This window comes from Streptomyces sp. NPDC057002 (assembly GCF_042673825.1).
GTDB lineage: Bacteria > Actinomycetota > Actinomycetes > Streptomycetales > Streptomycetaceae > Streptomyces.
Window position 1 is genome coordinate 1025036 of the sequence record NZ_JBHURZ010000003.1, and the last position, 22070, is coordinate 1047105.

General features: G+C 69.4%; 21 protein-coding genes and 1 riboswitch. Of the genes, 10 read left to right on the forward strand and 11 right to left on the reverse strand.

What is annotated here, in order from left to right:
- The 7 genes from ACFT32_RS19505 to ACFT32_RS19535 form a co-directional block, all read right to left on the reverse strand.
- Positions 1-963 carry a GlxA family transcriptional regulator gene (locus tag ACFT32_RS19505; protein WP_382490501.1) on the reverse strand — a complete coding sequence of 321 codons (963 nt, stop codon included), beginning with the start codon at positions 961-963 and terminating at the stop codon, positions 1-3.
- A gap of 248 nt (positions 964-1211) precedes the next feature.
- A complete protein-coding gene (locus tag ACFT32_RS19510; protein WP_382490503.1) occupies positions 1212-2219 on the reverse strand; it encodes a ribonucleotide-diphosphate reductase subunit beta in 1008 nt (335 codons plus the stop codon).
- A complete protein-coding gene (locus ACFT32_RS19515) occupies positions 2219-4591 on the reverse strand; it encodes a ribonucleoside-diphosphate reductase subunit alpha (RefSeq protein WP_382490505.1) in 2373 nt (790 codons plus the stop codon). The genes ACFT32_RS19510 and ACFT32_RS19515 overlap by 1 nt, the downstream gene beginning before the upstream one ends.
- 122 nt (positions 4592-4713) lie before the next feature.
- Positions 4714-4870, reverse strand: a riboswitch (cobalamin riboswitch).
- A gap of 35 nt (positions 4871-4905) precedes the next feature.
- Positions 4906-5412, reverse strand: coding sequence for a GNAT family N-acetyltransferase (locus tag ACFT32_RS19520; protein ID WP_382490507.1), 507 nt, complete (start codon positions 5410-5412; stop codon positions 4906-4908).
- An 80-nt stretch (positions 5413-5492) separates the two neighbouring features.
- Positions 5493-7121 (reverse strand): monocarboxylate uptake permease MctP, encoded by a 1629-nt coding sequence (gene mctP / locus ACFT32_RS19525; protein WP_382490509.1) that lies wholly within the window; start codon positions 7119-7121, stop codon positions 5493-5495.
- The gene (locus ACFT32_RS19530; RefSeq protein WP_382490511.1) at positions 7118-7372 is read right to left on the reverse strand and encodes a DUF3311 domain-containing protein; all 255 of its coding nucleotides are present in this window, start codon (positions 7370-7372) and stop codon (positions 7118-7120) included. Before ACFT32_RS19530 ends, mctP begins: the two co-directional genes overlap by 4 nt.
- A 137-nt stretch (positions 7373-7509) precedes the next feature.
- Positions 7510-8274 (reverse strand): GntR family transcriptional regulator, encoded by a 765-nt coding sequence (locus tag ACFT32_RS19535; RefSeq protein ID WP_215118602.1) that lies wholly within the window; start codon positions 8272-8274, stop codon positions 7510-7512.
- Between the two features lie 266 nt (positions 8275-8540).
- Here ACFT32_RS19535 and ACFT32_RS19540 point away from each other — a divergent pair, with 266 nt between their 5' ends.
- From ACFT32_RS19540 to ACFT32_RS19565, 6 genes are all read left to right on the forward strand, one after another.
- A complete protein-coding gene (locus ACFT32_RS19540) occupies positions 8541-9821 on the forward strand; it encodes an extracellular solute-binding protein (RefSeq protein WP_382490513.1) in 1281 nt (426 codons plus the stop codon).
- 73 nt (positions 9822-9894) lie between these two features.
- A complete protein-coding gene (locus ACFT32_RS19545; RefSeq protein WP_382490516.1) occupies positions 9895-10881 on the forward strand; it encodes a carbohydrate ABC transporter permease in 987 nt (328 codons plus the stop codon).
- Entirely contained in the window at positions 10878-11720 is an 843-nt protein-coding gene (locus ACFT32_RS19550; RefSeq protein ID WP_382490519.1) for a carbohydrate ABC transporter permease, read from the forward strand. The genes ACFT32_RS19545 and ACFT32_RS19550 overlap by 4 nt, the downstream gene beginning before the upstream one ends.
- Before the next feature lie 9 nt (positions 11721-11729).
- Positions 11730-13304, forward strand: a complete 1575-nt coding sequence (locus tag ACFT32_RS19555; protein WP_382490522.1) for a glycoside hydrolase family 3 protein — start codon at positions 11730-11732, stop codon at positions 13302-13304.
- Between the two features lie 30 nt (positions 13305-13334).
- Positions 13335-13583: a helix-turn-helix transcriptional regulator gene (locus ACFT32_RS19560; protein WP_184590604.1), complete on the forward strand. Its 249-nt coding sequence runs from the start codon at positions 13335-13337 to the stop codon at positions 13581-13583.
- Entirely contained in the window at positions 13580-14131 is a 552-nt protein-coding gene (locus ACFT32_RS19565; protein ID WP_382490524.1) for a hypothetical protein, read from the forward strand. Before ACFT32_RS19560 ends, ACFT32_RS19565 begins: the two co-directional genes overlap by 4 nt.
- Positions 14132-14164: 33 nt before the next feature.
- On the opposite strand, the gene nagB is transcribed toward ACFT32_RS19565, so the two are convergent.
- Complete coding sequence (gene nagB, locus ACFT32_RS19570; protein ID WP_382490527.1) at positions 14165-14950, reverse strand: glucosamine-6-phosphate deaminase; 786 nt, start codon at positions 14948-14950, stop codon at positions 14165-14167.
- A gap of 247 nt (positions 14951-15197) precedes the next feature.
- On the opposite strand from nagB, the gene ACFT32_RS19575 reads away from it, so the two are divergent.
- Positions 15198-16268, forward strand: coding sequence for an SIS domain-containing protein (locus ACFT32_RS19575; RefSeq protein WP_382490530.1), 1071 nt, complete (start codon positions 15198-15200; stop codon positions 16266-16268).
- A 106-nt stretch (positions 16269-16374) separates the two neighbouring features.
- Here ACFT32_RS19575 and ACFT32_RS19580 read toward each other — a convergent pair whose 3' ends face one another.
- Positions 16375-17127 (reverse strand): SDR family oxidoreductase, encoded by a 753-nt coding sequence (locus tag ACFT32_RS19580; RefSeq protein ID WP_382490532.1) that lies wholly within the window; start codon positions 17125-17127, stop codon positions 16375-16377.
- Between the two features lie 96 nt (positions 17128-17223).
- On the opposite strand from ACFT32_RS19580, the gene ACFT32_RS19585 reads away from it, so the two are divergent.
- Both ACFT32_RS19585 and ACFT32_RS19590 read left to right on the forward strand, forming a co-directional pair.
- Positions 17224-17922 (forward strand): TetR/AcrR family transcriptional regulator, encoded by a 699-nt coding sequence (locus ACFT32_RS19585; RefSeq protein WP_382490535.1) that lies wholly within the window; start codon positions 17224-17226, stop codon positions 17920-17922.
- A gap of 378 nt (positions 17923-18300) precedes the next feature.
- Complete coding sequence (locus tag ACFT32_RS19590; protein WP_382490764.1) at positions 18301-19767, forward strand: sensor histidine kinase; 1467 nt, start codon at positions 18301-18303, stop codon at positions 19765-19767.
- Positions 19768-19953: 186 nt separating this feature from the next.
- Here the strand turns inward: ACFT32_RS19590 and ACFT32_RS19595 are convergent, their stop codons facing one another.
- Positions 19954-20211: a WhiB family transcriptional regulator gene (locus tag ACFT32_RS19595; RefSeq protein ID WP_016639615.1), complete on the reverse strand. Its 258-nt coding sequence runs from the start codon at positions 20209-20211 to the stop codon at positions 19954-19956.
- A gap of 322 nt (positions 20212-20533) precedes the next feature.
- Positions 20534-21502, reverse strand: a complete 969-nt coding sequence (locus tag ACFT32_RS19600; RefSeq protein WP_215118593.1) for a diacylglycerol kinase family protein — start codon at positions 21500-21502, stop codon at positions 20534-20536.
- Positions 21503-21617: 115 nt separating this feature from the next.
- On the opposite strand from ACFT32_RS19600, the gene ACFT32_RS19605 reads away from it, so the two are divergent.
- A complete protein-coding gene (locus tag ACFT32_RS19605) occupies positions 21618-22067 on the forward strand; it encodes a hypothetical protein (RefSeq protein WP_382490538.1) in 450 nt (149 codons plus the stop codon).
- Positions 22068-22070 lie beyond the last annotated feature (3 nt).

Consider the following 22070-nt stretch of genomic DNA (forward strand, 5'->3'; position numbering starts at 1 on the left):
TCAGGCCGCTTCGGGGCCCCTGAACGTGCGCCGGTAGGCGTTCGGGGTGGTGCCCACCGCCCGGACGAAGTGATGGCGCAGCGTGGCCGCGTTGCCGAACCCCGTTCGGCCGGCGATCGCGTCCATCGTCTCGTCCGTCGCCTCCAGCAGCCGCTGGGCCTCCAGCAGCCGCTGGCGCAGGACCCAGCGGTAGGGAGTCGTCCCGGTCTCCTGCTGGAAGCGGCGGGCGAAGGTGCGCGGGGACATATGGGCGTGGGCGGCCAGCTGCTCGACGGTGACCTCCTCGTCGAGGTGGCGTTCCATCCACGACAGCACGTCGCCGATCGTGTCCCCCTCGGAGTGCGGCAGCGGGCGCTCGATGTACTGGGCCTGGCCGCCGTCACGGTGCGGCGGCACCACCATCCGCCGGGCGATCTTGTTGGCGACCTCGGTGCCCTGCTCCTTGCGCACCAGGTGAAGGCAGGCGTCGATCCCGGCGGCCGTGCCGGCGGAGGTGATCACCGGGTCCTCGTCGACGTAGAGCACGTCCGGCTCCACGACCGCCCGGGGGTACTGCCGGGCGAGGTCCCGCGCGTGCTTCCAGTGCACGGCGCAGCGGCGGTCGTCCAGCAGCCCGGCCGCGGCCAGCACGAAGGCGCCGGAGCAGACGCTGAGCACCCGGGAGCCGCGGGCGACCCCGCGCCGCAGGGCGTCCAGCAGCTCCGGCGGGAACTCACGGGAGGCGTAGCTGTGCCCGGCCGGCACCGCGATCAGATCGGCCGTCTCCAGCCGCTCCAAGCCGTGCTCGACCTGTAGGGAGACGCCCGAGTTCATGCGCAGCGCCGGGCCCTCGGCCGAGGCGACCGCGAAATCGTAGACCGGCAGGCCGTCGTCGCTGCGGTCGGTGCCGAAGACCTCGCACACCACACCCAGTTCGAAAGGGTTCACGCCGTCGAGCAGGACGGCGGCCACGTTCTGGAGCATGTATCCAGTGTGCCTCGTCTATGGCAGTAATTCGAGGGTCTACGGCAGTACTGCCACTGACGGTAAGGAGTCATCGGCGCGACAGTGGTGTCCATGGAAACGAACCAGGCACAGACATTCATCGCAATGATCTTCGTACTCGGGACGCTGGTCCTCCTGGTCCTCCCGTCAGTGATCGGCATCGTGCGCGACAGGCGCGTCGACCGTCAGATCAGGGAGGCCCAGGAGGCCCGGGAGAGCGAGCGGGCTCAGAAGTCCTCGTCCAGGTCGACGGTGCCCTCCACCGCCACCTGGTACGCCGAGGGGCGCCGCTCGAAGAAGTTGGTCAGCTCCTGAACCCCCTGGAGCTCCATGAAGGAGAAGGGGTTCTCGGAGCCGTACACCGGAGCGAAGCCGAGCCGGGTGAGCCGCTGGTCGGCGACGCACTCCAGGTACTGCCGCATCGACTCGGTGTTCATGCCCGGGAGGCCGTCACCGCACAGGTCGCGCGCGAACTGCAGCTCGGCCTCGACGGCCTCCCGCAGCATGTCCGTGACCTGCTGCTCGAGCTGGTCGTCGAACAGCTCCGGCTCCTCCTTGCGGACGGTGTCGACCACGTCGAAGGCGAAGGACATGTGCATCGTCTCGTCCCGGAACACCCAGTTGGTGCCGGTGGCCAGGCCGTGCAGCAGGCCGCGGCTGCGGAACCAGTAGACGTAGGCGAAGGCGCCGTAGAAGAACAGGCCCTCGATGCACGCGGCGAAGCAGATCAGGTTCAGCAGGAAGCGGCGGCGGTCGGCCTGGGTCTCCAGCCGGTCCAGCTTCTCCACCGAGTCCATCCACTTGAAGCAGAACCCGGCCTTCTCGCGGATGGAGGGGATGTTCTCCACCGCGTCGAACGCGGCGGCACGGTCCTCCGGGTCGGGGAGATAGGTGTCCAGCAGCGTCAGATAGAACTGGACGTGCACGGCCTCCTCGAAGAGCTGCCGGCTCAGATACAGCCGCGCCTCGGGGGAGTTGATGTGCTTGTACAGCGTCAGCACCAGGTTGTTCGCGACGATCGAGTCGCCCGTGGCGAAGAAGGCGACCAGCCGGCCGATCAGGTGCTGCTCCATCGGGGACAGCTTGGCGAGGTCGGTCACGTCCGAGTGGAGGTCGACCTCCTCCACGGTCCAGGTGTTCTTGATGGCGTCCCGGTAGCGCTCGTAGAAGTCCGGGTAGCGCATGGGGCGCAGGGTGAGCTCGAAGCCGGGGTCGAGAAGATTCCGGGTGGTCATTACTGGCAGGCCTCGCAGGACTCGGGGTTTTCCAGGGAGCAGGCGACCGCTTCGGGGTCCGGGGTGGCGGCCTGCACGGGGACAGTGGCCTGGGCCGCGCGGGCGATGCGGGTCGCCGGACGCGAACGCAGGTAGTACGTCGTCTTCAGCCCGGCCTTCCAGGCGTACGCGTACATCGAGGAGAGCTTGCCGATGGTCGGCGTCTCCATGAAGAGGTTCAGGGACTGGGACTGGTCCAGGAACGGTGTCCTGGCCGCCGCCATGTCGATCAGACCGCGCTGCGGGACCTCCCACGCCGTCCGGTAGAGCGCCCGTACGTCCTCGGGGATCCAGGCGAACTCCTGCACCGAGCCGTTCGCTTCGCGCAGCGCCTCCCGGCTGCGGGCGTCCCACACGCCGAGCCGCTTGAGCTCGTCCACCAGGTAGGAGTTGACCTGGAGGAACTCACCCGACAGCGTCTCGCGCTTGAACAGGTTGGACACCTGCGGCTCGATGCACTCGTACACGCCCGCGATGGAGGCGATGGTGGCCGTGGGCGCGATGGCGAGGAGCAGGGAGTTGCGCATGCCGGTCGTGGCGATGCGCTCGCGCAGGGCCGCCCAGCGCTCGGGCCAGGTCAGCTCCACGTCGTAGTGGTCGGGGTGCAGCACGCCCCTGGCCGTACGGGTCTTCTCCCAGGCCGGCAGCGGGCCGCTGCGCTCGGCGAGGTCGGCGGAGGCCTCGTACGCGGCGAGCATGACGCGCTCGGCGATACGGGTGGAGAGCGCCTTGGCCTCGGGCGAGTCGAAGGGCAGGCGCAGCTTGAAGAAGACGTCCTGCAGGCCCATGGCCCCGAGGCCGACCGGACGCCACCGGGCGTTGGAGCGGCCCGCCTGCTCGGTCGGGTAGAAGTTGATGTCCACGACCCGGTCGAGGAACGTGACGGCCGTACGGACGGTCTCGTCCAGCCGTTCCCAGTCGAGATCGCCGGTCGATGTGTCGACAAAGGAACCCAGGTTGACCGAGCCCAGGTTGCAGACCGCCGTCTCCCCGTCGCTGGTGACCTCCAGGATCTCCGTGCAGAGGTTGGAGGAGTGGACGACGTGGCCCGGCTCGGCCGTCTGGTTGGCGGTGCGGTTGGCGGCGTCCTTGAAGGTCATCCAGCCGTTGCCGGTCTGCGCGAGGGCGCGCATCATTCGGCCGTACAGCTCACGGGCGGGCAGGGTCTTCCTCGCCAGGCCCTTCGCCTCGGCCGCCCGGTACGCGGCGTCGAACTCCTCGCCGTACAGGTCGACCAGCTCGGGAACGTCAGAGGGGGAGAACAGCGACCACTGCCCGTCGGCGTTCACCCGCCGCATGAACTCGTCCGGCACCCAGTGCGCCAGGTTCAGATTGTGCGTACGGCGGGCGTCCTCGCCGGTGTTGTCGCGCAGCTCCAGGAACTCCTCGATGTCGGAGTGCCAGGTCTCCAGATAGACCGCGGCCGCGCCCTTGCGGCGACCGCCCTGGTTCACGGCGGCGACCGAGGCGTCGAGCGTCTTCAGGAACGGGACGATGCCGTTGGAGTGGCCGTTGGTGCCGCGGATCAGCGAACCGCGCGCACGGATACGGGAGTAGGACAGCCCGATGCCGCCCGCGTGCTTCGACAGCCGCGCCACCTGGTGGTACCGGTCGTAGATCGAGTCCAGCTCGTCCTTGGGGGAGTCGAGGAGGTAGCAGGACGACATCTGGGGGTGCCGGGTGCCGGAGTTGAAGAGGGTGGGGGAGGACGGGAGGTAGTCGAGGCGGCTCATGAGCCCGTAGAGCGCGGCGACCTCGTCGACGGCCTGTGCCGTGTCGTCCTCGGCGAGGCCGGCGGCGACGCGCAGCATGAAGTGCTGGGGCGTCTCGACGACCTTGCGGGTGATCGGGTGGCGGAGCAGGTAGCGGCTGTGCAGCGTCCGCAGGCCGAAGTAGCCGAAGCGGTCGTCGGCGGCCCGGTCGATGAGCGCGTCGAGCCGGGCGGCGTGCAGGCGCACGAACTCGGCGGTCCGGTCGGCGATCAGCCCCTCCCGGTGGCCGACCGCGACGGACTCGGTGAAGCACGTGACGCCCTGGGAGGCGGCCTCTTCGCGGATGCCGATCGTCAGCAGGCGCGCGGCCAGCCGGGAGTAGGCGGGGTCCTCGGAGATGAGGCCGGCGGCCGACTCCGTCGCGAGCTCGCGCAGTTCCACGATGACATCCGGCACGGCCCCCCGCGCGGACCGGCCGCGCAGCGCGGCGGCGGCGACCCGGCCGGGGTCGGCGTCGGGGAGATCGGCGGTCAGCTCGGTCAGGGTCCGCAGCAGCGCGGCACCGGGACCGTCGTGCTCTTCTTCGGAAGCTGAGACCGGTTCGGCTGGCGCGATGGTCACGTGGGGCTCTCCCTCGCTCGGCAAGGGGCCTCGCACAGGGCAGGGGGCAGCACACGAGCGCACACGGCGTCGCGTCCACCGGCCCATTCCACGAGGCCCGGACGTCAGGGCACCCCGGCCGGACGGCCGGGTGCGCTGTCGGCAGGTCCTCGGACTGACTCCTGTGCGTGGCGTTCTGGGAACAGACATGCACAAGTACACCGTTGCGGGACAGTTCCGGATTCGCACCGGATTCCCCTGCGGCGACAGCGAGCACGAGCATACATCTTGTGCCGGGTTCGGGCGGCACCCCCAGATGTTGTGTCGTGCTGGTTTCAGAGCGTCAACTGGTAGGTGAGGAGAGTGATGTCCGCCAGCTGCGGGAGCGGGTTCCAGTCGCGCTCGGGAGTGCGGGTGAAACCCAGGCGTTCGTAGATGCGGTGGGCTGTGCGCATGGTGCGCTGGGTCGACAGCACGATGCGGACGCAGCCGGGCGTGGCCCGTGCGCGGTCGATGCAGGCGGCTACGAGGGCCTCGCCGGTGCCGCGGCCGCGGGCGGTGTGCGAGACCGCGAGCATCCGTATCTCGGCCTCTCCCGGGCCGGCTATGTCGGCCATGGGGCCGCCGGACGGTACGAAGGTGACGCCGCCGAGGAGGGTGTCGTTCTCGACGGCGACCAGGACGTCGGCTGCGGCTGCCCGTCTGGCGACGTCTCGCAGTTCGTGGAGGTACTCGTCGCTCTCGCCGAAGTCGAGAAGGCCGTCGGCGAGATAGGCGTGGGCCGTCATCTCGCCGAGGGGGCCGTACTCGGTGGGCTTCACTCGCCGGATCAAGGTGTCCATGGCGTGAGTGTGTACGACAGCGGGCCGCCGGTGTGGTTGATTACCGGCGGCCCGCTGCGGGCGTACGTGCCCGGTCGGTTCTAGTGGGCGGAGCCCGCGGTGGCCGGCGGAAGCTCCACCTGGACCCCCGGGTCGCCCGCGTCCGCCGTGTAGTCCTCCGGCTTGGTCTCGTCGATGCCGTCGGGGGCCTTGAGGGCCTTCAGGGCGAAGGTGAGGACCACCGTCACCACCACGTTCAGGACGAACGCCGTGAGGCCGATGTAGCCGATCTCGCCGATGCCGGGGATCTCCTTCGACGAGCCGCCGAAGTGCTTCTGGGTCGGCGAGGCGACCCCGTACGCGGCGGCAGTGCCGTAGATCATGCCGACCGCCCAGCCCGCGAGCAGCGCCCAGCGGTGGAACCAGCGGGTGAACAGGCCGCCGACCAGGGCCGGGAAGGTCTGCAGGATCCAGATGCCGCCGAGCAGCTGGAAGTTGATGGCGACGGTCTTGTCCATGGTGAGGACGAAGGCCAGCGCGCCCACCTTCACCAGCAGGGAGACCAGCTTGGAGACCTTGGTCTCCTGCGCCGGCGTGGCGTCCGGCTTGAGGAAGTCCTTGTAGATGTTGCGGGTGAAGAGGTTCGCGGCCGCGATGGACATGATGGCCGCCGGCACGAGCGCCCCGATGCCGATCGCCGCGAAGGCCACACCGGCGAACCAGTCCGGGAACATCGTCTCGAACAGCTGCGGGATCGCCAGCTGCCCGTTCTGCACCTTGATCCCGGCCGCGATCGCCATGAAACCGAGCAGCGCGAGCAGGCCCAGCATCAGCGAGTACAGCGGCAGGATCGTGGTGTTGCGGCGGATCACCTCACGGCTGCGCGAGGACAGCGTCGCAGTGATCGAGTGCGGGTACATGAACAGCGCGAGCGCCGAGCCGAGCGCCAGCGTGGCGTACGTCCACTGGCCAGCCTCCGGCGGCACCAGCGCACCGCGTGCCGCACCCGTCGCCGGGTTGGTCTGGCTGTACGCGTCGCCCGCCCTGGCGAAGATCTCGTCGAAGCCGCCCAGCTTGATCGGGATGTAGATGATCGCCACCGCGATGACGATGTAGATCAGGGTGTCCTTGACGAAGGCGATCAGCGCCGGGGCACGCAGGCCCGAGGAGTACGTGTAGGCCGCCAGCACACCGAACGCGATCAGCAGCGGCAGGTCCTTGATGAACCAGTTGGTGTCCTCGCCGCCGCCGACGCCCATCACGTCCAGCACGGCCTGGATGCCGACGAGCTGGAGCGCGATGTACGGCATGGTCGCGAGGATGCCGGTGACGGCCACGGCCAGCGACAGGCCCTTGGAGCCGAAGCGGCCCCGCACGAAGTCGGACGTCGTCACGTACCCGTGCTTGTGGGACACCGACCACAGGCGGGGGAGGAAGGTGAAGATCAGCGGGTAGACCAGGATCGTGTACGGCACCGCGAAGAAGCCCGCCGCGCCCGCCGCGTAGATCGCCGCCGGTACGGCCACGAAGGTGTACGCCGTGTACAGGTCGCCACCGAGCAGGAACCAGGTGACCCAGGTGCCGAACGACCGGCCGCCCAGGCCCCACTCGTCCAGGCTGTTCTCGTTCTCGGCCTTGCGCCACCGTGAGGCCAGGAAGCCCATGACCGTGACGAGCAGGAAGAAGAAGATGAAGACGGCGAGTGCGACGCCGTTCACGCCGTCCTTCACCGCGCACCTTCCTTACGGGCGCGCTGGTCACGCTGCCACAGCTTGTAGGCGGTCATCGTCAGCGCGGTGGAGATGAGCACCCACGCCATCTGATACCAGTAGAAGAACGGTATGCCGATGAAGGCCGGGTCGGTCTTGGCGTACGAGCCGACCCACAGCATGGCCACGAAGGGCGCTAGGAGGCAGACGCCGATGACGACGCGCATCGGCGTCACCACCGGACCTCTACCGGCTTCTGGGGCTTGCGACATCAGGCGGCTCCGTCCCCTCAGTGATCACCTGTGTAATGCGCAGGCAATCTAGGTCAGCATGCGGCGGGAACGGAACCCCTCGTCCGCAATGCGACACCCAATAGAAACCGGGGCTCACCAGCGGTCCGCGTCGGGCGCTACTCGACAGGCCGCTTCAGCCGGGCCACGAACTTGTACCGGTCCCCCCGGTACACCGACCGCACCCACTCCACCGGCTGCCCCTCCCGGTCCAGCGAGTGCCGGGACAGCATCAGCATCGGCAGGCCGACGTCCGTGCCGAGCAGGCCGGCCTCGCGCGGGGTGGCCAGCGACGTCTCGATGGTCTCCTCGGCCTCCGCGAGATGGACGTCGTAGACCTCCGCCAGCGCGGTGTACAGGGACGTGTACTTCACCAGCGACCGCCGCAGCGCGGGGAAGCGCTTGGCGGACAGATGGGTGGTCTCGATGGCCATCGGCTCGCCGTTGGCCATGCGCAGCCGCTCGATGCGCAGCACGCGTCCGCCGGGCGCGATGTCGAGCAGGCCGGCGAGGCGGTCGTCAGCGGTGATGTAGCCGATGTCCAGCAGCTGCGAGGTGGGTTCCAGGCCCTGGGCGCGCATGTCCTCGGTGTACGAGGTCAGTTGCAGCGCCTGGGAGACTTTCGGCTTGGCGACGAACGTGCCCTTGCCCTGGATGCGCTCCAGGCGCCCCTCGACGACCAGCTCCTGAAGTGCCTGGCGCACGGTCGTGCGCGAGGTGTCGAACTCCGCGGCCAGCGTGCGCTCGGGCGGGACCGGTGTGCCGGGCGCCTGTGTGTCCGTCATGTCGAGCAGGTGCTTCTTCAGGCGGTAGTACTTGGGCACGCGTGCGGTACGGACGGGCGCCCCGTTCTCGTTCTCCGCACTGCTGACGTCGGTGCTCATGCTCCGCCTTCCCGGCTCGGTCTGCCGACACGATCCCACTTGTATACCGTCGGCGCCGCTTTTGGTCTAGTCCACAACATCCAGTGGTCTACCTGAAGTATGGCGTGTACAGCCGGTATTTCGCTGGCTTATTACTTAAAGGTTCCTGCATATGTAGGTCGCATAACGGCTGGTCAGAGCCTTATCGGACCTCTTGACAGGTCTCGTGGTCCAGGCCAAGCTCCTCCCTACTGGTCTACACCAATGGTCCAGCTGAGGAGGGTGGCGTGAAGCGCAAGCTGATATCCGCGATCGGTATCGCGGGCATGATGGTCTCCATCGCGGCGTGCGGGGGCGAGGGCGGGAATTCGGACAAGGGCGGCGCGGACGCCAAGGAGCTGACCGTCTGGCTCACCGTCGATGCCCAGAACAACTGGCCGCAGCTGGTGAAGGCCGCCGACGCGGCGGTGCAGAAGAAGCACCCCGGTCTCAAGATCAACCACGAGTACTACGGCTGGCCCGACAAGAACGCCAAGCTCGACGCCGTCCTCGCCACCGACAAGGCGCCCGACGTGGTCGAGATGGGCAACACCGAGATGCTCGGCTACATGGTCAAGGGCGCCTTCGCTCCCCTGGACCCGGCGAAGTTCGACAACTCCGACGCCTGGCTGGACGGCCTCAAGGCCTCGGTCACCTACGAGGACAAGACCTACGGCGTCCCGTACTACGCCGGCGGCCGCGTCGCCAACTGGCGCAAGGACATCGCGGCTTCGGTCGGTGTGAAGACGCCCCCGAAGACCTACAAGGAGCTGACCGCCGCCCTGGACAAGATCCAGAAGAAGGAGGGCGGCAAGTACAACGCCTGGTACCAGCCCACCCGCGACTGGTACGCGGCCATGTCCTTCGTCTACGACGCCGGCGGCGCCATCGCCACCGAGTCGGGCGGCCAGTGGAAGGCCTCTCTCTCCTCGCCCGAGTCCCTCAAGGGCCTGACGGAGTTCAAGAACGTCGTCGACTCCTACATGCACGGCGACAAGACCAAGGACGAGTCCGACCGCTATATCGTCTACGGCCAGGGCAAGTCCGCCATGATCTTCGCCGCCGCCTGGGAGGGCGCGACCGCCGAGGACCCGAAGAACGACAAGACCGGCAAGCTCAAGGGCAACCTCGAGAACTTCGTGATGCCCGGCCCGTCCGGCAAGAACATGCCCGTCTTCCTGGGCGGCTCCGACCTCGCCGTGCCGGTGAAGTCCGGCGCGCAGGACCTGGCCGCCGAGTGGATCAACGCCTACACCGGCTCCTCCGGGCAGAAGGGCCTGATGGCCAAGGGCAATCTGCCCAACAACAAGACCGACCTCGCGACGCTGAAGAACGACCCGGCGACGGCGGTCCCCGCCACCGCGGCCGAGTCCAACTGGTTCGTCCCGATGGCCCCCGGCTGGGGCCAGGTCGAGAAGGCGCAGATCCTGCAGACCATGCTGCAGAGCATCGGCACCGGCAAGAAGTCGGTCGAGGCCGCCGCCAAGGACGCGGACGCCGCGATCGACAAGGTCATCAACACGAAGTGACCTACGGGCGGGGCTCCCTCACCGGGCGGAGCCCCGCCGTCGTCAGACCTGAGGGAGCGCCGAGGAGCACGCGATGAGTGCCGCAGACACCACCACCCCCGCCAAGGTGCCGCCACCGCGACAGGCACCGCCACCCCTTGCCGACGCGCCGCCACGGGTGAAGCGGCCGTCGGGCGGGGCCACGGCCCCCTGGCTGCTGCTCGCGCCCTGCCTGCTGATCCTCGCCCTGGTCATGGGCTATCCGCTGGCCCGGCTGGTCACCCTCTCCTTCCAGAAGTTCGGGCAGTCCCAGCTGTGGGGCTTCCAGCCGGCCGAGTCGGTCGGGTTCGACAACTTCGCCAAGGTGCTCGGGGACGGCGAGTTCTGGGCCGTCGTCCTGCGCACCATCGTCTTCGCTGCCGGGGCCGTCGTCTTCACGATGGTGATCGGCATGGCGCTCGCCCTGCTGCTCCAGCGGGTCTCCGGCTGGCTGAAGGTGCTCATCAACATCGTGCTGGTGGCGAGCTGGGGCATGCCGGTGATCGTGGCGACCACCGTCTTCAAGTGGCTCTTCGACTCGGACTACGGCGTCTTCAACGCGCTGCTCAGCAAGCTGCCCGGCGTCGAGATGATCGGCCACAACTGGTTCGCGAGCGGGCCGGAGGGCCTGGCCGTGATCATGCTGCTGGTGGTGTGGGGAGCGGTGCCCTTCGTGGTCATCACGCTCAGCGCGGGACTCACCCAGGTCCCGAAGGAACTGGAGGAGGCGGCCCGCCTGGACGGCGCCGGCTCCTGGGGCGTCTTCCGCTACGTCACCCTGCCCGTCCTCAAGCCGATCATCGTGATGCTCACGACCCTGTCGGTCATCTGGGACATGGGCGTCTTCCCCCAGGTGTTCGTCATGCGCAACGGCCACCCCGAGCCGGAGTTCCAGGTCCTCAACACCTACTCCTACGACCGGGCGTTCGTGGTCAACGACTACGCGCAGGGTTCCGCCATCGCGCTGATCACCGTCCTGCTGCTGCTCGGCGTGGTCGCCGTCTACATGCGGCAGATGCTGAAGATCGGAGAGGTCGAATGAGCACGCTCGCCGGAGCCGGCCGCCGCAAGTCGCGGCTCGGCTGGAACCTCCTCGGCCTCCTGGTCTTCGTCGTCGCCGGCTTCCCGCTCTACTGGATGCTCAACACGGCGTTCAAGCCCGCCAAGGACGCCATCGACCCGGACCCGAGCCTGCTGCCGACCGGCATCACCTTCGCCAACTTCGGCCGGGCGCTGGACATCGCCGACTTCTGGGGCCCGGTGGGCCGCAGCCTGGTGGTGTCGCTGGCGGTCGTCGTCATCGGCATGGCCGTCGGGCTGCTGGCCGCGCTCGCCATCTCCCGGTTCGCCTTCCGCGGCCGGAAGATCGTGATCGTGGGCATCCTGGCGGTCCAGATGGTGCCGCTGGTCGCCATGATCATCCCGGTGTTCCTGCTGCTCAACGACCTGGGCCAGTACGACCGGCTGACCGGCCTCATCATCACCTATCTGACCTTCGTCCTCCCGTTCACGGTGTGGACGCTGCGCGGCTTCATCGTCAACATCCCGAAGGAACTGGAGGAGGCGGCCATGGTCGACGGCTGCTCCCGCACGGGCGCCTTCCTCCGGGTCGTCTTCCCGCTCCTGGCCCCCGGCATGGTCGCCACCTCGGTCTACGGCTTCATCCAGGCCTGGAACGAGTACCTCTACGCCCTGATGCTGCTCAGCCAGAAGAACCAGACCGCGACCGTCTGGCTCGGCAACTTCACCACCAAGCACGGCACCGAATACGCCCCGATGATGGCCGGCGCCACGATGATGGCCGTGCCCATCGTCGCCCTCTTCCTCCTCGTCCAGCGCAAGATGGCCGCGGGCCTGACCGCGGGCGCCGTGAAGGGATGACCCCACCCGATGACGACACTCGCCAGCGGTGCCGACACGCTCACGCGTGACGCCCTGACGGTTCTCCAGCCCGGCTTCACCGGCACCACCGCCCCCGACTGGCTGCTGCGCCGGCTCGGCGAGGGCCTCGCCTCCGTCGGCCTGTTCGGCCGCAACATCGCCTCGCCCGGCCAACTGGCCGCGCTCACCGCGCAGCTGCGGGCCGAGCGCGACGACGTGCTGGTCGCGATCGACGAGGAAGGCGGCGACGTGACCCGCCTCGAGGTGCGGTCCGGCTCCTCCTTCCCGGGCAACCATGCGCTCGGCGCGGTCGACGACGTCGAGCTGACGCGAGCCGTCGCCCACGAACTGGGCCGCCGCCTCGCGGCCTGCGGCGTGAACCTCAACTGGGCCCCCTCCGCCGACGTGAACTCCAACCCGTCCAACCCGGTGATCGGCGTCCGCTCCTTCGGCGCCGACACGGCCCTGGCCGCCCGGCACACCGCTGCCTACGTCGAAGGCATCCAGTCCGCCGGGGTCGCCGCCTGCACCAAGCACTTCCCCGGCCACGGCGACACGGCCGTCGACTCCCACCACTCCCTCCCGCGCATCGACATCCCCGCGGACGTGCTCACCGACCGCGAACTCACCCCGTTCCGCGCGGCCATCGCCGCCGGCACCCGGGCCGTGATGAGCGCCCACATCCTGGTCCCGGCCCTGGACCCCGACCACCCGGCCACGCTCTCCCGGCGCATCCTGACCGGCCTGCTGCGCGGCGAACTCGGCTATGACGGCCTCATCGTCACCGACGGCATGGAGATGCGGGCCATCGCCGGCACCTACGGCATCGAACGCGGCAGCGTCCTCGCCGTCGCCGCCGGAGCCGACGCGATCTGCGTGGGCGGCGGCCTGGCCGACGACGCGACCGTACTGCGGCTGCGCGACGCCCTGGTCACGGCGGTACGCACGGGCGAACTCCCGGAGGAACGCCTCGCCGACGCCGCCGACCGGGTACGGGCACTGGCCCGCTGGACGGGCACGGCAGCCCCCTCACCCGAGGACCCACACACCGGCGAAATCGGCCTGCGTGCCGCCCGCCGCGCCCTCACGGTCACGGTCGCCCCGGGCCCGGAGAGCTTCAAGCCCCTCACCGAACCGCCCTACGTCGCCGCCCTCACCCCCGTCGCCAACATCGCGGTCGGCGACGAGACCCCGTGGGGCGTCGCCGCGGAACTCATCCACCTCCTGCCGGGCACCGTGACCGGCAGCTTCTCCGCCGGGGACGGCAAGGACGGCAGGGATGACACGGACGGCAGGGATGACACGGACGGGAAGAGCGGGGCGAGCGCCGGACGCGCGGCCCTCCAGGCGGCCGGTCCGCGCCGCATCGTCGCCGTCGTCCGTGACGAACACCGCCACCCCTGGATGGCCTCGGCCCTCGACACCCTCCTGGCCGCCCGCCCGGACACCATCGTGGTCGAGATGGGCGTCCCCCAGGCCGCCCCGCGCGGCGCCCTGCACATCGCCACCCACGGCGCGGCCCGCGTCTGCGGCCGGGCGGCAGCCGAGGTGATCACCGGACTTGCCGAAGCCAGCGGGTTGTAAGGCTGCATCCGAATGTAGTACTTCTTATACATGAGCGAGCAGGTGCACAACAGGTTGGCCATGGTGCGCGCCGAACGGAAGGTGTCGCGCCAGAGCCTGGCCGAGGCAGTGGGAGCCCACTATCAGACCATCGGCTACATCGAGCGAGGGCAGTACAACCCGAGCCTCGACCTGGCGCTGAAGATCTCGAAGTTCTTCGGTCTGCCGGTCGAGGCCGTGTTCTCCCTCGAACCGTTCCGGCCGCTCACGGACGAGGTCTACGGGAGGAACCAGCCATGACGACGACACGCCTGACCCGCTACGACCGGAGCATGCTGCGCCTGATGAACGACGGCCGGGGCCGGGCCTGGTACGCCACGGCGGCCCGCCGACATCTGGCCGTCGCGGCGCACATCACCCTCACCGCGGCCCTCGGCGGACTGATGACCCACTTCTTCCTCGCCGAGGGCGAACCGCTGTGGCCCGTCGCCGTGATGGCCGTACTGCTGTTTCCCTGGATGGTCGCGACCGGCGTCATCAACGGCGCCACCAGGGGCCTGCTGGAGCTGCGCGAACACGTCCTGGACGAGAGGCAGTCGGCGGAACGCAGCCGCGTCCTGGCCCGCGCCCACCGCATGACGACCCTGCTCCTCGCGGCGGCCGTACTCGCCCTGCTCGCGGCGGGCCTCTTCGACGGCGATGCCCCGAAGGCCTACGCTGCGCCCCTGCTCATCGCCGTCCTCGTCGTCCACTGGGTGATGCCGCTCTGGGTCGCCGGCCTGCGCGCCCAGGACGAGCCGGCCGAGGACGACGTGCTGGAACGCGAGGCCCCCGCGCCCCTGGCATGATCCGAACGAAAAGGGAGACTTCGCCAATAGGCCCTAGATCCCCTGCCACTCCGGCTTGTTGACGTACGTGTGCCGGAAGTAGTCCGCCAGCTTCAGCTTCGACGCGGCGGCCTCGTCGACGACGACGGTCGCGTGCGGGTGGAGCTGGAGCGCGGACGCGGGGCACACCGCGGCCACCGGGCCTTCCACCGTCGCGGCGACCGCGTCCGCCTTGCCCTCGCCGGTGGCGAGCAGCACCAGGTGCCGGGCCTCCAGGATGGTCCCGATGCCCTGCGTGATCACGTGATGCGGCACCTGGTCGATGTCGCCGTCGAAGAACCGGGCGTTGTCGATCCGGGTCTGCTCGGTCAGCGTCTTGATCCGGGTCCGCGACGCCAGTGACGAGCACGGCTCGTTGAACCCTATGTGTCCGTCGGTCCCGATCCCGAGCAGCTGAAGGTCCACGCCTCCGGCGTCCGAGAGCGCCTTGTCGTACGCCTCGCACGCGGCCTGCACATCCTCGGCGGTGCCGTCCGGGCCCGTGAACCGGCCCATCCCGATCCCGAGCGGCTCCAGCACCTCACGCCGCAGCACGGAGCGGTACGACTCCGGATGGTCGGCGGGCAGCCCCACATACTCGTCGAGCTGCGCGATCCGCGCCCCCGTGACCTCCACGGCGCCGGAGAGCACCTTGGCCGCCAGCGCCTCGTACACGGGCAGTGGCGTCGAGCCCGTCGCCACACCGAGCAGCGCGTCGGGCTTGCGCCTGAGCAGCCGGGCCATGGCCTCGGCTATGAGCTCGCCGCCCGCCTTGGCGTCCGGAACGATGACAACTTCCACGCTGGGCCTGCCGATCTGAGAGGAATGCCCGACTGGGACTGGACCCTCGAAGGGGCATGTGGTTTAGACCAATCTAACAGAGCGGGGCCGCCGCTCCCAGGGTGTACGCACTCGTTCCCGGGAGGGCGGCAGGACTGTGCCGACCAGGCCTCGGCCAGGTGAACAGTGCCGGTCGCGCGGGGGCGTTCTCCGGCCTGGGGGAGTGGAATGGGAACTGCTGACGCCCGCGCCACGGAAGGAACCCGCCATGACCGCCGCCACACCGGACCCCTTCAGCGGCATCCCGGGCCGGACCATGGCCCGGGAGATGGCCGAGCAGCCCGCCGTCCTGCGCCGGATCCTGGCCGACGGCGCCCCCGCCGTCCGGGACGTGGCACGGCGGATCGCCGCCCGCGCACCCCGCTTCGTCCTGCTGACCGCCCGCGGCACCTCCGACAACGCCGCCCTATACGCCAAGTACCTTCTGGAGATCCGCCTCGGCCTGCCCTGCGGACTCACCTCGATGTCCACCACCACGGCCTACGGCGCCCGCCCCGACCTCACAGACGTCCTCGTCGTCACCATCAGCCAGTCCGGCGGCTCCCCGGACCTGGTCGCCTCGACCCGGGCCGCCCGCGAGGCCGGCGCGATCACCCTGGCCGTGACCAACAACCCCGGCTCGCCGCTCGCCGACGTCTCCGAGTACCACATCGACATCATGGCCGGACCGGAGAAGGCGCTCCCCGCGACCAAGACCTACACCGCCTCCCTCCTCGCTCTCTACCTGTTCGTCGAGGGCCTGCGCGGCGGCGACGGCGCCCCCGCGCACGTCCTGCCGGACCTCGCCGGGCAACTGCTCGCCCGGCAGGACGAGGTGCGCACCCTCGCCGCCCGCTACCGCTTCGCCGAGCGCATGGTGATCACCTCGCGCGGCTACGGCTACCCCACGGCCAAGGAGGCCGCCCTCAAGCTGATGGAGACCAGCTACATCCCCGCCCTCTCCTACTCCGGCGCCGATCTGCTGCACGGCCCGCTCGCCATGGTGGACAACGTCTCCCCGGTCATCGCCGTGGTCACCGACGGCAAGGGCGGCGAAGCGCTCCAGCCCGTCCTCGACCGGCTGCGCGGTCGCGGCGCCGACCTGGTCGTCATCGGGCCCCGGCACCAGGTCGAGCAGGCATCGGCCGGCTTCGCCCTGCCGACGGAGGGCGTGGCCGAAGAGGTCCAGCCCGTCCTGGAGATCATCCCCCTCCAACTCCTCGCCTATGAGGTCACCATCGCCCGCGGCCAGGACCCGGACGCGCCGCGCGCCCTGGCGAAGGTGACGGAGACGCGCTGAACCACGGAGGCTCAAGGGCGCCGGGGAAGTGCCCTTGGCCCTGACCGCCGTCGCGCGAGGCCGGCTTGGGTGCGCGCGAGCGTGCCCCGAGGTCGCTCGCGCCCGTCTACGTCAGCGAACCCCCCGTCACATCCACCCAGCTCCCCGTCACCCACCGGCCCTCGTCCGACGCCAGGAACGCCACCACGTCGGCGACCTCGGCGGGCTCGCCCACTCCGCCCAGCGCCGATATCGCGGCGGCCTTCGCCCAGCCGTCGGCACTTCCGTGGAGCAGCTCGGCCGTGTTGTCCGTGTCGATGATCCCGGGCGCCACCGAGTTCACCGTGATGCCCCGAGGGCCCAGCACCTTGGACAGGTCCCGTGAGAGGACGTCCAGTGCGCCCTTCGTCATCGCGTAGGCCATGTTGTCCGGCATCACCGCCGTCCGGGCCAGCCCCGACGAGATGTTGACGACCCGGCCGCCGTCCCGCAGTCGCGTCATGCCGTGCTTGAGGATGAAGAACGGCGCCTTCACATTGACCGCGAAGACCTCGTCGTACCCCCGCTCGTCCAGTTCCCCGATCGGTCGCGTGTTCCCGATCCCCGCGTTGTTCACCAGGATGTCGAGCCCGTCCGCGTGCCGGTCGAACTCCTCCCACAGCGCCTCGGCGTCGCCCGGTACTCCGAGCTCGACGCCCACCGTGAACGCCGAGCCGCCCGCCGCCTCGATCGCCGCGACCGTCTCCTTCGCCGCCGCCTCGCTCCTGCCGTAGTGCACCGCGACCCGCGCGCCGTCGCGCCCCAGTCGCTCGGCGATCCCTCGCCCGATGCCCCTGCTCGCGCCTGTGACGAGTGCCGTCCGGCCCGTGAGCACGCCCATGGCCGCGCCCCCTTCGCATTTTCCTAGTGGTCGCTACAGAAAAACCGTACAGCAGCCCGCCGACATTTCTCTAGTGCCCGCTATAAAATGCACCCCATGGTGAACGGCGACGACACGACCGCGAAGACCGAGAGGCATGCCGCCGCGGACACCCGGAGGGTGGAGACCGCCGGCGAGGGCAAGAAGAAGGGCCGGCCTCGCGGCCGCCCCCGCTCCTTCGATCGCGAGACCGCGCTGGAGAAGGCCCTGCTGGCCTTCTGGGAGCACGGCTACGAGGCCACGTCCGTCTCCGATCTCACCCGCGTCATGGAGATCGGCGCCCCCAGCCTCTACGCGGCCTTCGGCGACAAGCGCTCCCTCTTCGAGGAGGTCGTCCGCGTCTACGGCGCGGGGCACGGCTCCCTCACCGAACGTGCCCTCGCCGAGGAGTCCACCGCCCTGGCCGCCGTCGAGCGCACGCTGCGCGAGGCCGCCACCGCGTACACGGAACCCGGCCACCCGCACGGCTGTCTTGTCGTCCACGCCGCCACGAACTGCTCGGACGCCGAGGTCGAGCAGTCGCTGCGGGACCGCCGCAACGCCAACATCGCCGCGTTCGAGAGCCGCATCAGGGCCGATGTCGCCGCCGGCGTGCTGCCGTCGGCCACCGACGCCGCCGCCCTGGCCCGCCACGTCGGGGCGATGATCCAGGGCATGTCACAACAGGCGCGGGACGGGGCGAGCCGGGAGGAACTGGAGGCGGTCGCGAAAATTGCCATGACCATCTGGCCCCGCACAGGAACCCACAAGGGTTAGGCTGCGTGGTGGACGTCAGTACGTCCGATTCGCGGAAGACAGCACAACAACGAACAGCCTCCAACGCATGGACACCCCCTAGTGGTCTAGTCCACAATGCGTACGAGGGCGCTTGCGAAGCGCGTACAAGCCTCCGTCTTCCCCGCACAGGAGGACGGACCGAGGAACCGAGGCTCTCTGCCCTGACTGCCCCGGGTCCTCATCCTTCGGCCGACCGGGACCGCACACCCCACGGCCGATGCTGCTCCGGGCTGCGGTGCCGGGAGGGTTGAGGGTCCCTCTCAGGCGCCGCGGCCCGCGGGTGTTTCCGGGCCCGTACGGGATCCGAACACTTCAGAGCCGTACAAACCCCCGGGTACGCTCGCACACGTGCCCTCCATGAACGAACTCGTACGCCAGCACACCGCACTCGACGACACCGATCTCGAGTGGCTGCACCTGCTGGTCTCGGAGTGGCAGCTGCTCTCCGACCTCTCCTTCGCCGACCTGGTCCTGTGGGTCCCCACCAGCGACGGCACCCGGTACGTCTCGGTCGCCCAGATGAGGCCCAACACCGGCCCGACCTCGTACCAGGACGACATGGTGGGCCACCTGGTCCCGCGAGGCCGCCGACCCATGCTGGACGCCGCCCTCGACGAGGGCCGCATCGTGCGCGAGGGCGACCCCGAGTGGCGCGAAGAGGTCCCCGTCCGGGTCGAGTCGATCCCCGTGCGGCGCGAGGGACGCGTCCTCGGCGTCATCGCGCGCAACACCAACCTCCTCACCGTGCGTACCCCTAGCCGCCTGGAGCTCACCTACCTGCAGAGCGCCTCCGACCTCGCACAGATGATCGCGGCCGGCTCCTTCCCGTTCGCGAACCAGCAGCTCGACATGGACGCCTCGCCACGTGTGGGCGACGGCCTGATCCGGCTCGACGCCGATGCCCTCGTCCAGTACGCCTCACCGAACGCCCTCTCCGCCTACCACCGTCTCGGCCTCGCCTCCGACCTCGTCGGCCAGCATCTGGGCAGGACCACCGCGGAACTCGCCCCGACCCGGGGCCCGGTGGACGAGGCGCTCGCCAAGGTGGCCAGCGGCTGGGCGCCGCGCGAGTTCGAGATCGAGGCCAGTGACGGGGTGATCCAGTTCCGCGCGATCCCCCTCAGCCCCAAGGGCACCCGCATCGGCTCGCTGGTCCTGCTCCGCGACGTCACCGAACTCCGCCGCCGCGAACGCGAGTTGATCACCAAGGACGCGACGATCCGGGAGATCCACCACCGGGTCAAGAACAACCTCCAGACGGTGGCGGCCCTGCTCCGTCTCCAGGCCCGGCGCATCGAGTCCGACCGCGGCCGCGAGGCCCTGGAAGAAGCGGTTCGACGGGTCGGCTCGATTGCGATCGTGCACGAGACGCTCTCTCAGAACCTGGACGAGCGCGTCGAGTTCGACGACATCGCCGACCGGGTCCTGGCCATGGTCGCGGAAATCTCCCCGGGCAAGGTCACGGGCCGGCGCACCGGCCGCTTCGGCATCCTCGACGCCGAGGTCGCCACACCGTTGTCGATGGTCCTGACCGAGATTCTGCAGAACGCCCTGGAGCACGGATTCCGCGAGGGCGACACCGGCACGGTCGAGGTGTCGGCGATCCGCGGCGGCACGTCCAAAGAGGCCCGACTGCTGGTCACCGTCCAGGACGACGGTGTCGGACTGCCGGAGGGCTTCGATCCGCACACCGCGGGCAACCTCGGCCTGCAGATCGTGCGGACCCTGGTGGAGGGCGAGTTGGGCGGCACCTTCGACATGGTCCCGGCCCCGGAGCGCGGGACCCGCGTGATTCTCGACATCCCGGTGCGCTCACAGAAGTAGGAAACGGCCGGTGTGCCGAAGCCTTCTGAACAGCATTGAGCCCCGGGCCACTTGGTGGACCGGGGCTCAAAGCTCGTTGCTGCTTTGCTAAGCGCATCGGGGGAACTGCGCGCTGCGGCTCGGGGGCGGGAGATGCGTACTCGCTGTACGCGCCGCCAAGCTCAGGCTGTCAGCAGGGGTGGGTTGTCAGGCGGAGGCCTGACGGGCCCGGTTGCGGGCGGCGCGGCGCTTCATGGCACGGCGCTCGTCCTCGCTGAGACCACCCCAGACGCCGGAGTCCTGGCCGGACTCGAGCGCCCACTGCAGACACTGCTCCATCACCGGGCAGCGACGGCAGACGGCCTTGGCTTCCTCGATCTGCAGCAGCGCAGGACCGGTGTTGCCGATGGGGAAGAAGAGCTCGGGGTCTTCCTCGCGGCAAACGGCGTTGTGACGCCAGTCCATGGCTGCTACCTCTCCTTGGTATTACGTGCAGGGCTTGCTTGTGAATGTGAACGCTTTCACGAATCCCTCAACAAGTGAAGGGCCGACTGCCAGGTTCCCTGGCGTGGGTCCTGTGTTTTGAAGGGGGATTCTGGTGATCAGTGGAGGCCGGTGTTGCGGGCCGTCTCGATCGCCACGTAGAGACTCGCAAACCTCAGCGGCGGATACAACCCCTTCTGGAAAGTTTTTTTTGATTCTTCGGTGTCGACTAGGTCACAGCCGTACTTCCATGGGGTGGATCCTGGCCTAAACGTTCGAGTGAAAGGACTTTAGCCAGTTCTGCTCACACAATCACACGCAGTGCACGGCGTACGCCTGTGAACGTCACGCTCGTTCGCAGGCCCAGGTGGTCACCGTCCATCTGGAGGGGGAGCGGCACCTTGGAATGCAAGGTGAACTCGGTCAAGTCGTGCAGGGAAGTGGCGTGTTTGCCATGGGGTCCGCGCTCGGGGGACGAAGTGAGCAACTGGGTCCCATACCGGGCAACAGCGGCGGTGGACAGACGGCTGAGACCGAAGAGATCGAGGCCGGTATCGAACGAGGCCTTAGGCGCCGCGTAGATCGGGCGATTCCCCAGAAACGTCCACGGGGAGGTGTTCGAGACTATGGACAGCACCAGATCGGTGACCGGATCCTCGCCGGCCCGCTCCAGCGTGATCATGCCGTGGCGGCGGTTGGTCTCGCCGAGGAGCTGACGCACGACCTGGCGTACGTAGAGAGCGTGTGTGGATTTCCGGCCGCGCTCGCGGTGCTGTTCCACACGACCCACCACACCGGCGTCGAAGCCGAGGCCCGCGTTGAAGGTGAACCAGCGGGCCGGCACCGTCTCGTCCTCCGTGCCGGGCGTACCCGAGGCCAGACCCAGGCCGACGGTGCGCTCGCTGCCGTCGCGCAGGGCGTCCAGCAGCGCGCCGGTGGCCTCCACGGCGTCATTGGGCAGGCCGAGGGCGCGGGCGAAGACATTGGTGGAGCCGCCCGGGACCACGGCGAGGCCGGGGAGGTGCCCCGGGGCGGGGCCGGCGTGCAGGAGGCCGTTGACCACTTCGTTGACCGTGCCGTCGCCGCCGAGGGCCACCACCAGGTCGATGTCCTCGCTGTCCGCCGCCTGCCGGCCCAGGTCGCGCGCGTGGCCGCGGTACTCGGTGGTGACCGCCTCCAGCTTCATCTCGCTGGCGAGCGCGTGGATCAGTACGTCGCGCGTGCGCGCACTGGTGGTGGTTGCCGCCGGATTGACCACGAGAAGTGCACGCATGACTGGCAGCGTACCTACTGGGGGGTACCGGGCCCAGACCGAGGTAGGGATCAGGTAAGAGACCAGGGGTAAACCTCGGCACGGGGGCGCGAACGACGAGGGCTACCCTTCAGGGGTGAGCAGCGAGCAGACCCCCACCACCGAGGAAACCGCCGGCCCCCGCCCCCGGCGTCTGACGTACGCCGCGCTGCTGGCCGCACTGGAGGGGCTCGCGCTGGTCGTCGGCGGCGTCTGGATCCTCGTCCTCGGCCTCACGGGGCATCCGGACGACCGGCAGCAGGCGGTGACCGGAGGCATCACGCTGGTCGTGCTCGCACTGCTGCCGCTGCTCGCGGCGCGTGGTCTGCTCGCCCTGCGCAGCTGGAGCCGCGGCCCGGCCGTCATCACCCAGCTCGTGGCGCTGCCGGTGGCCTACAACCTGCTCCAGGCCGACAGCATGGCCATTCCGGCCGGGATCGCCCTCGCGGTCGTGGCCGTCACGGCGCTCGTCCTGCTGGTGAACCCCGAGACGACCCGGGCCCTGGGGATCCGCGGGCCCGGCAATCCCGGCAACGTGGAGAAGTAGCCG

What these genes read in the sequence shown, in the direction of transcription:
- ACFT32_RS19505 (WP_382490501.1), bottom strand. Translation starts at nt 963, where the DNA reads ATGCTCCAGAACGTGGCCGCCGTCCTGCTCGACGGCGTGAACCCTTTC.
- ACFT32_RS19510 (WP_382490503.1), bottom strand. Translation starts at nt 2,219, where the DNA reads ATGACCACCCGGAATCTTCTCGACCCCGGCTTCGAGCTCACCCTGCGC.
- ACFT32_RS19520 (WP_382490507.1), bottom strand. Translation starts at nt 5,412, where the DNA reads ATGGACACCTTGATCCGGCGAGTGAAGCCCACCGAGTACGGCCCCCTC.
- ACFT32_RS19530 (WP_382490511.1), bottom strand. Translation starts at nt 7,372, where the DNA reads ATGTCGCAAGCCCCAGAAGCCGGTAGAGGTCCGGTGGTGACGCCGATG.
- ACFT32_RS19535 (WP_215118602.1), bottom strand. Translation starts at nt 8,274, where the DNA reads ATGAGCACCGACGTCAGCAGTGCGGAGAACGAGAACGGGGCGCCCGTC.
- ACFT32_RS19545 (WP_382490516.1), top strand. Translation starts at nt 9,895, where the DNA reads ATGAGTGCCGCAGACACCACCACCCCCGCCAAGGTGCCGCCACCGCGA.
- ACFT32_RS19550 (WP_382490519.1), top strand. Translation starts at nt 10,878, where the DNA reads ATGAGCACGCTCGCCGGAGCCGGCCGCCGCAAGTCGCGGCTCGGCTGG.
- ACFT32_RS19555 (WP_382490522.1), top strand. Translation starts at nt 11,730, where the DNA reads ATGACGACACTCGCCAGCGGTGCCGACACGCTCACGCGTGACGCCCTG.
- ACFT32_RS19560 (WP_184590604.1), top strand. Translation starts at nt 13,335, where the DNA reads ATGAGCGAGCAGGTGCACAACAGGTTGGCCATGGTGCGCGCCGAACGG.
- ACFT32_RS19565 (WP_382490524.1), top strand. Translation starts at nt 13,580, where the DNA reads ATGACGACGACACGCCTGACCCGCTACGACCGGAGCATGCTGCGCCTG.
- ACFT32_RS19575 (WP_382490530.1), top strand. Translation starts at nt 15,198, where the DNA reads ATGACCGCCGCCACACCGGACCCCTTCAGCGGCATCCCGGGCCGGACC.
- ACFT32_RS19580 (WP_382490532.1), bottom strand. Translation starts at nt 17,127, where the DNA reads ATGGGCGTGCTCACGGGCCGGACGGCACTCGTCACAGGCGCGAGCAGG.
- ACFT32_RS19585 (WP_382490535.1), top strand. Translation starts at nt 17,224, where the DNA reads ATGGTGAACGGCGACGACACGACCGCGAAGACCGAGAGGCATGCCGCC.
- ACFT32_RS19590 (WP_382490764.1), top strand. Translation starts at nt 18,301, where the DNA reads ATGAACGAACTCGTACGCCAGCACACCGCACTCGACGACACCGATCTC.
- ACFT32_RS19595 (WP_016639615.1), bottom strand. Translation starts at nt 20,211, where the DNA reads ATGGACTGGCGTCACAACGCCGTTTGCCGCGAGGAAGACCCCGAGCTC.
- ACFT32_RS19600 (WP_215118593.1), bottom strand. Translation starts at nt 21,502, where the DNA reads ATGCGTGCACTTCTCGTGGTCAATCCGGCGGCAACCACCACCAGTGCG.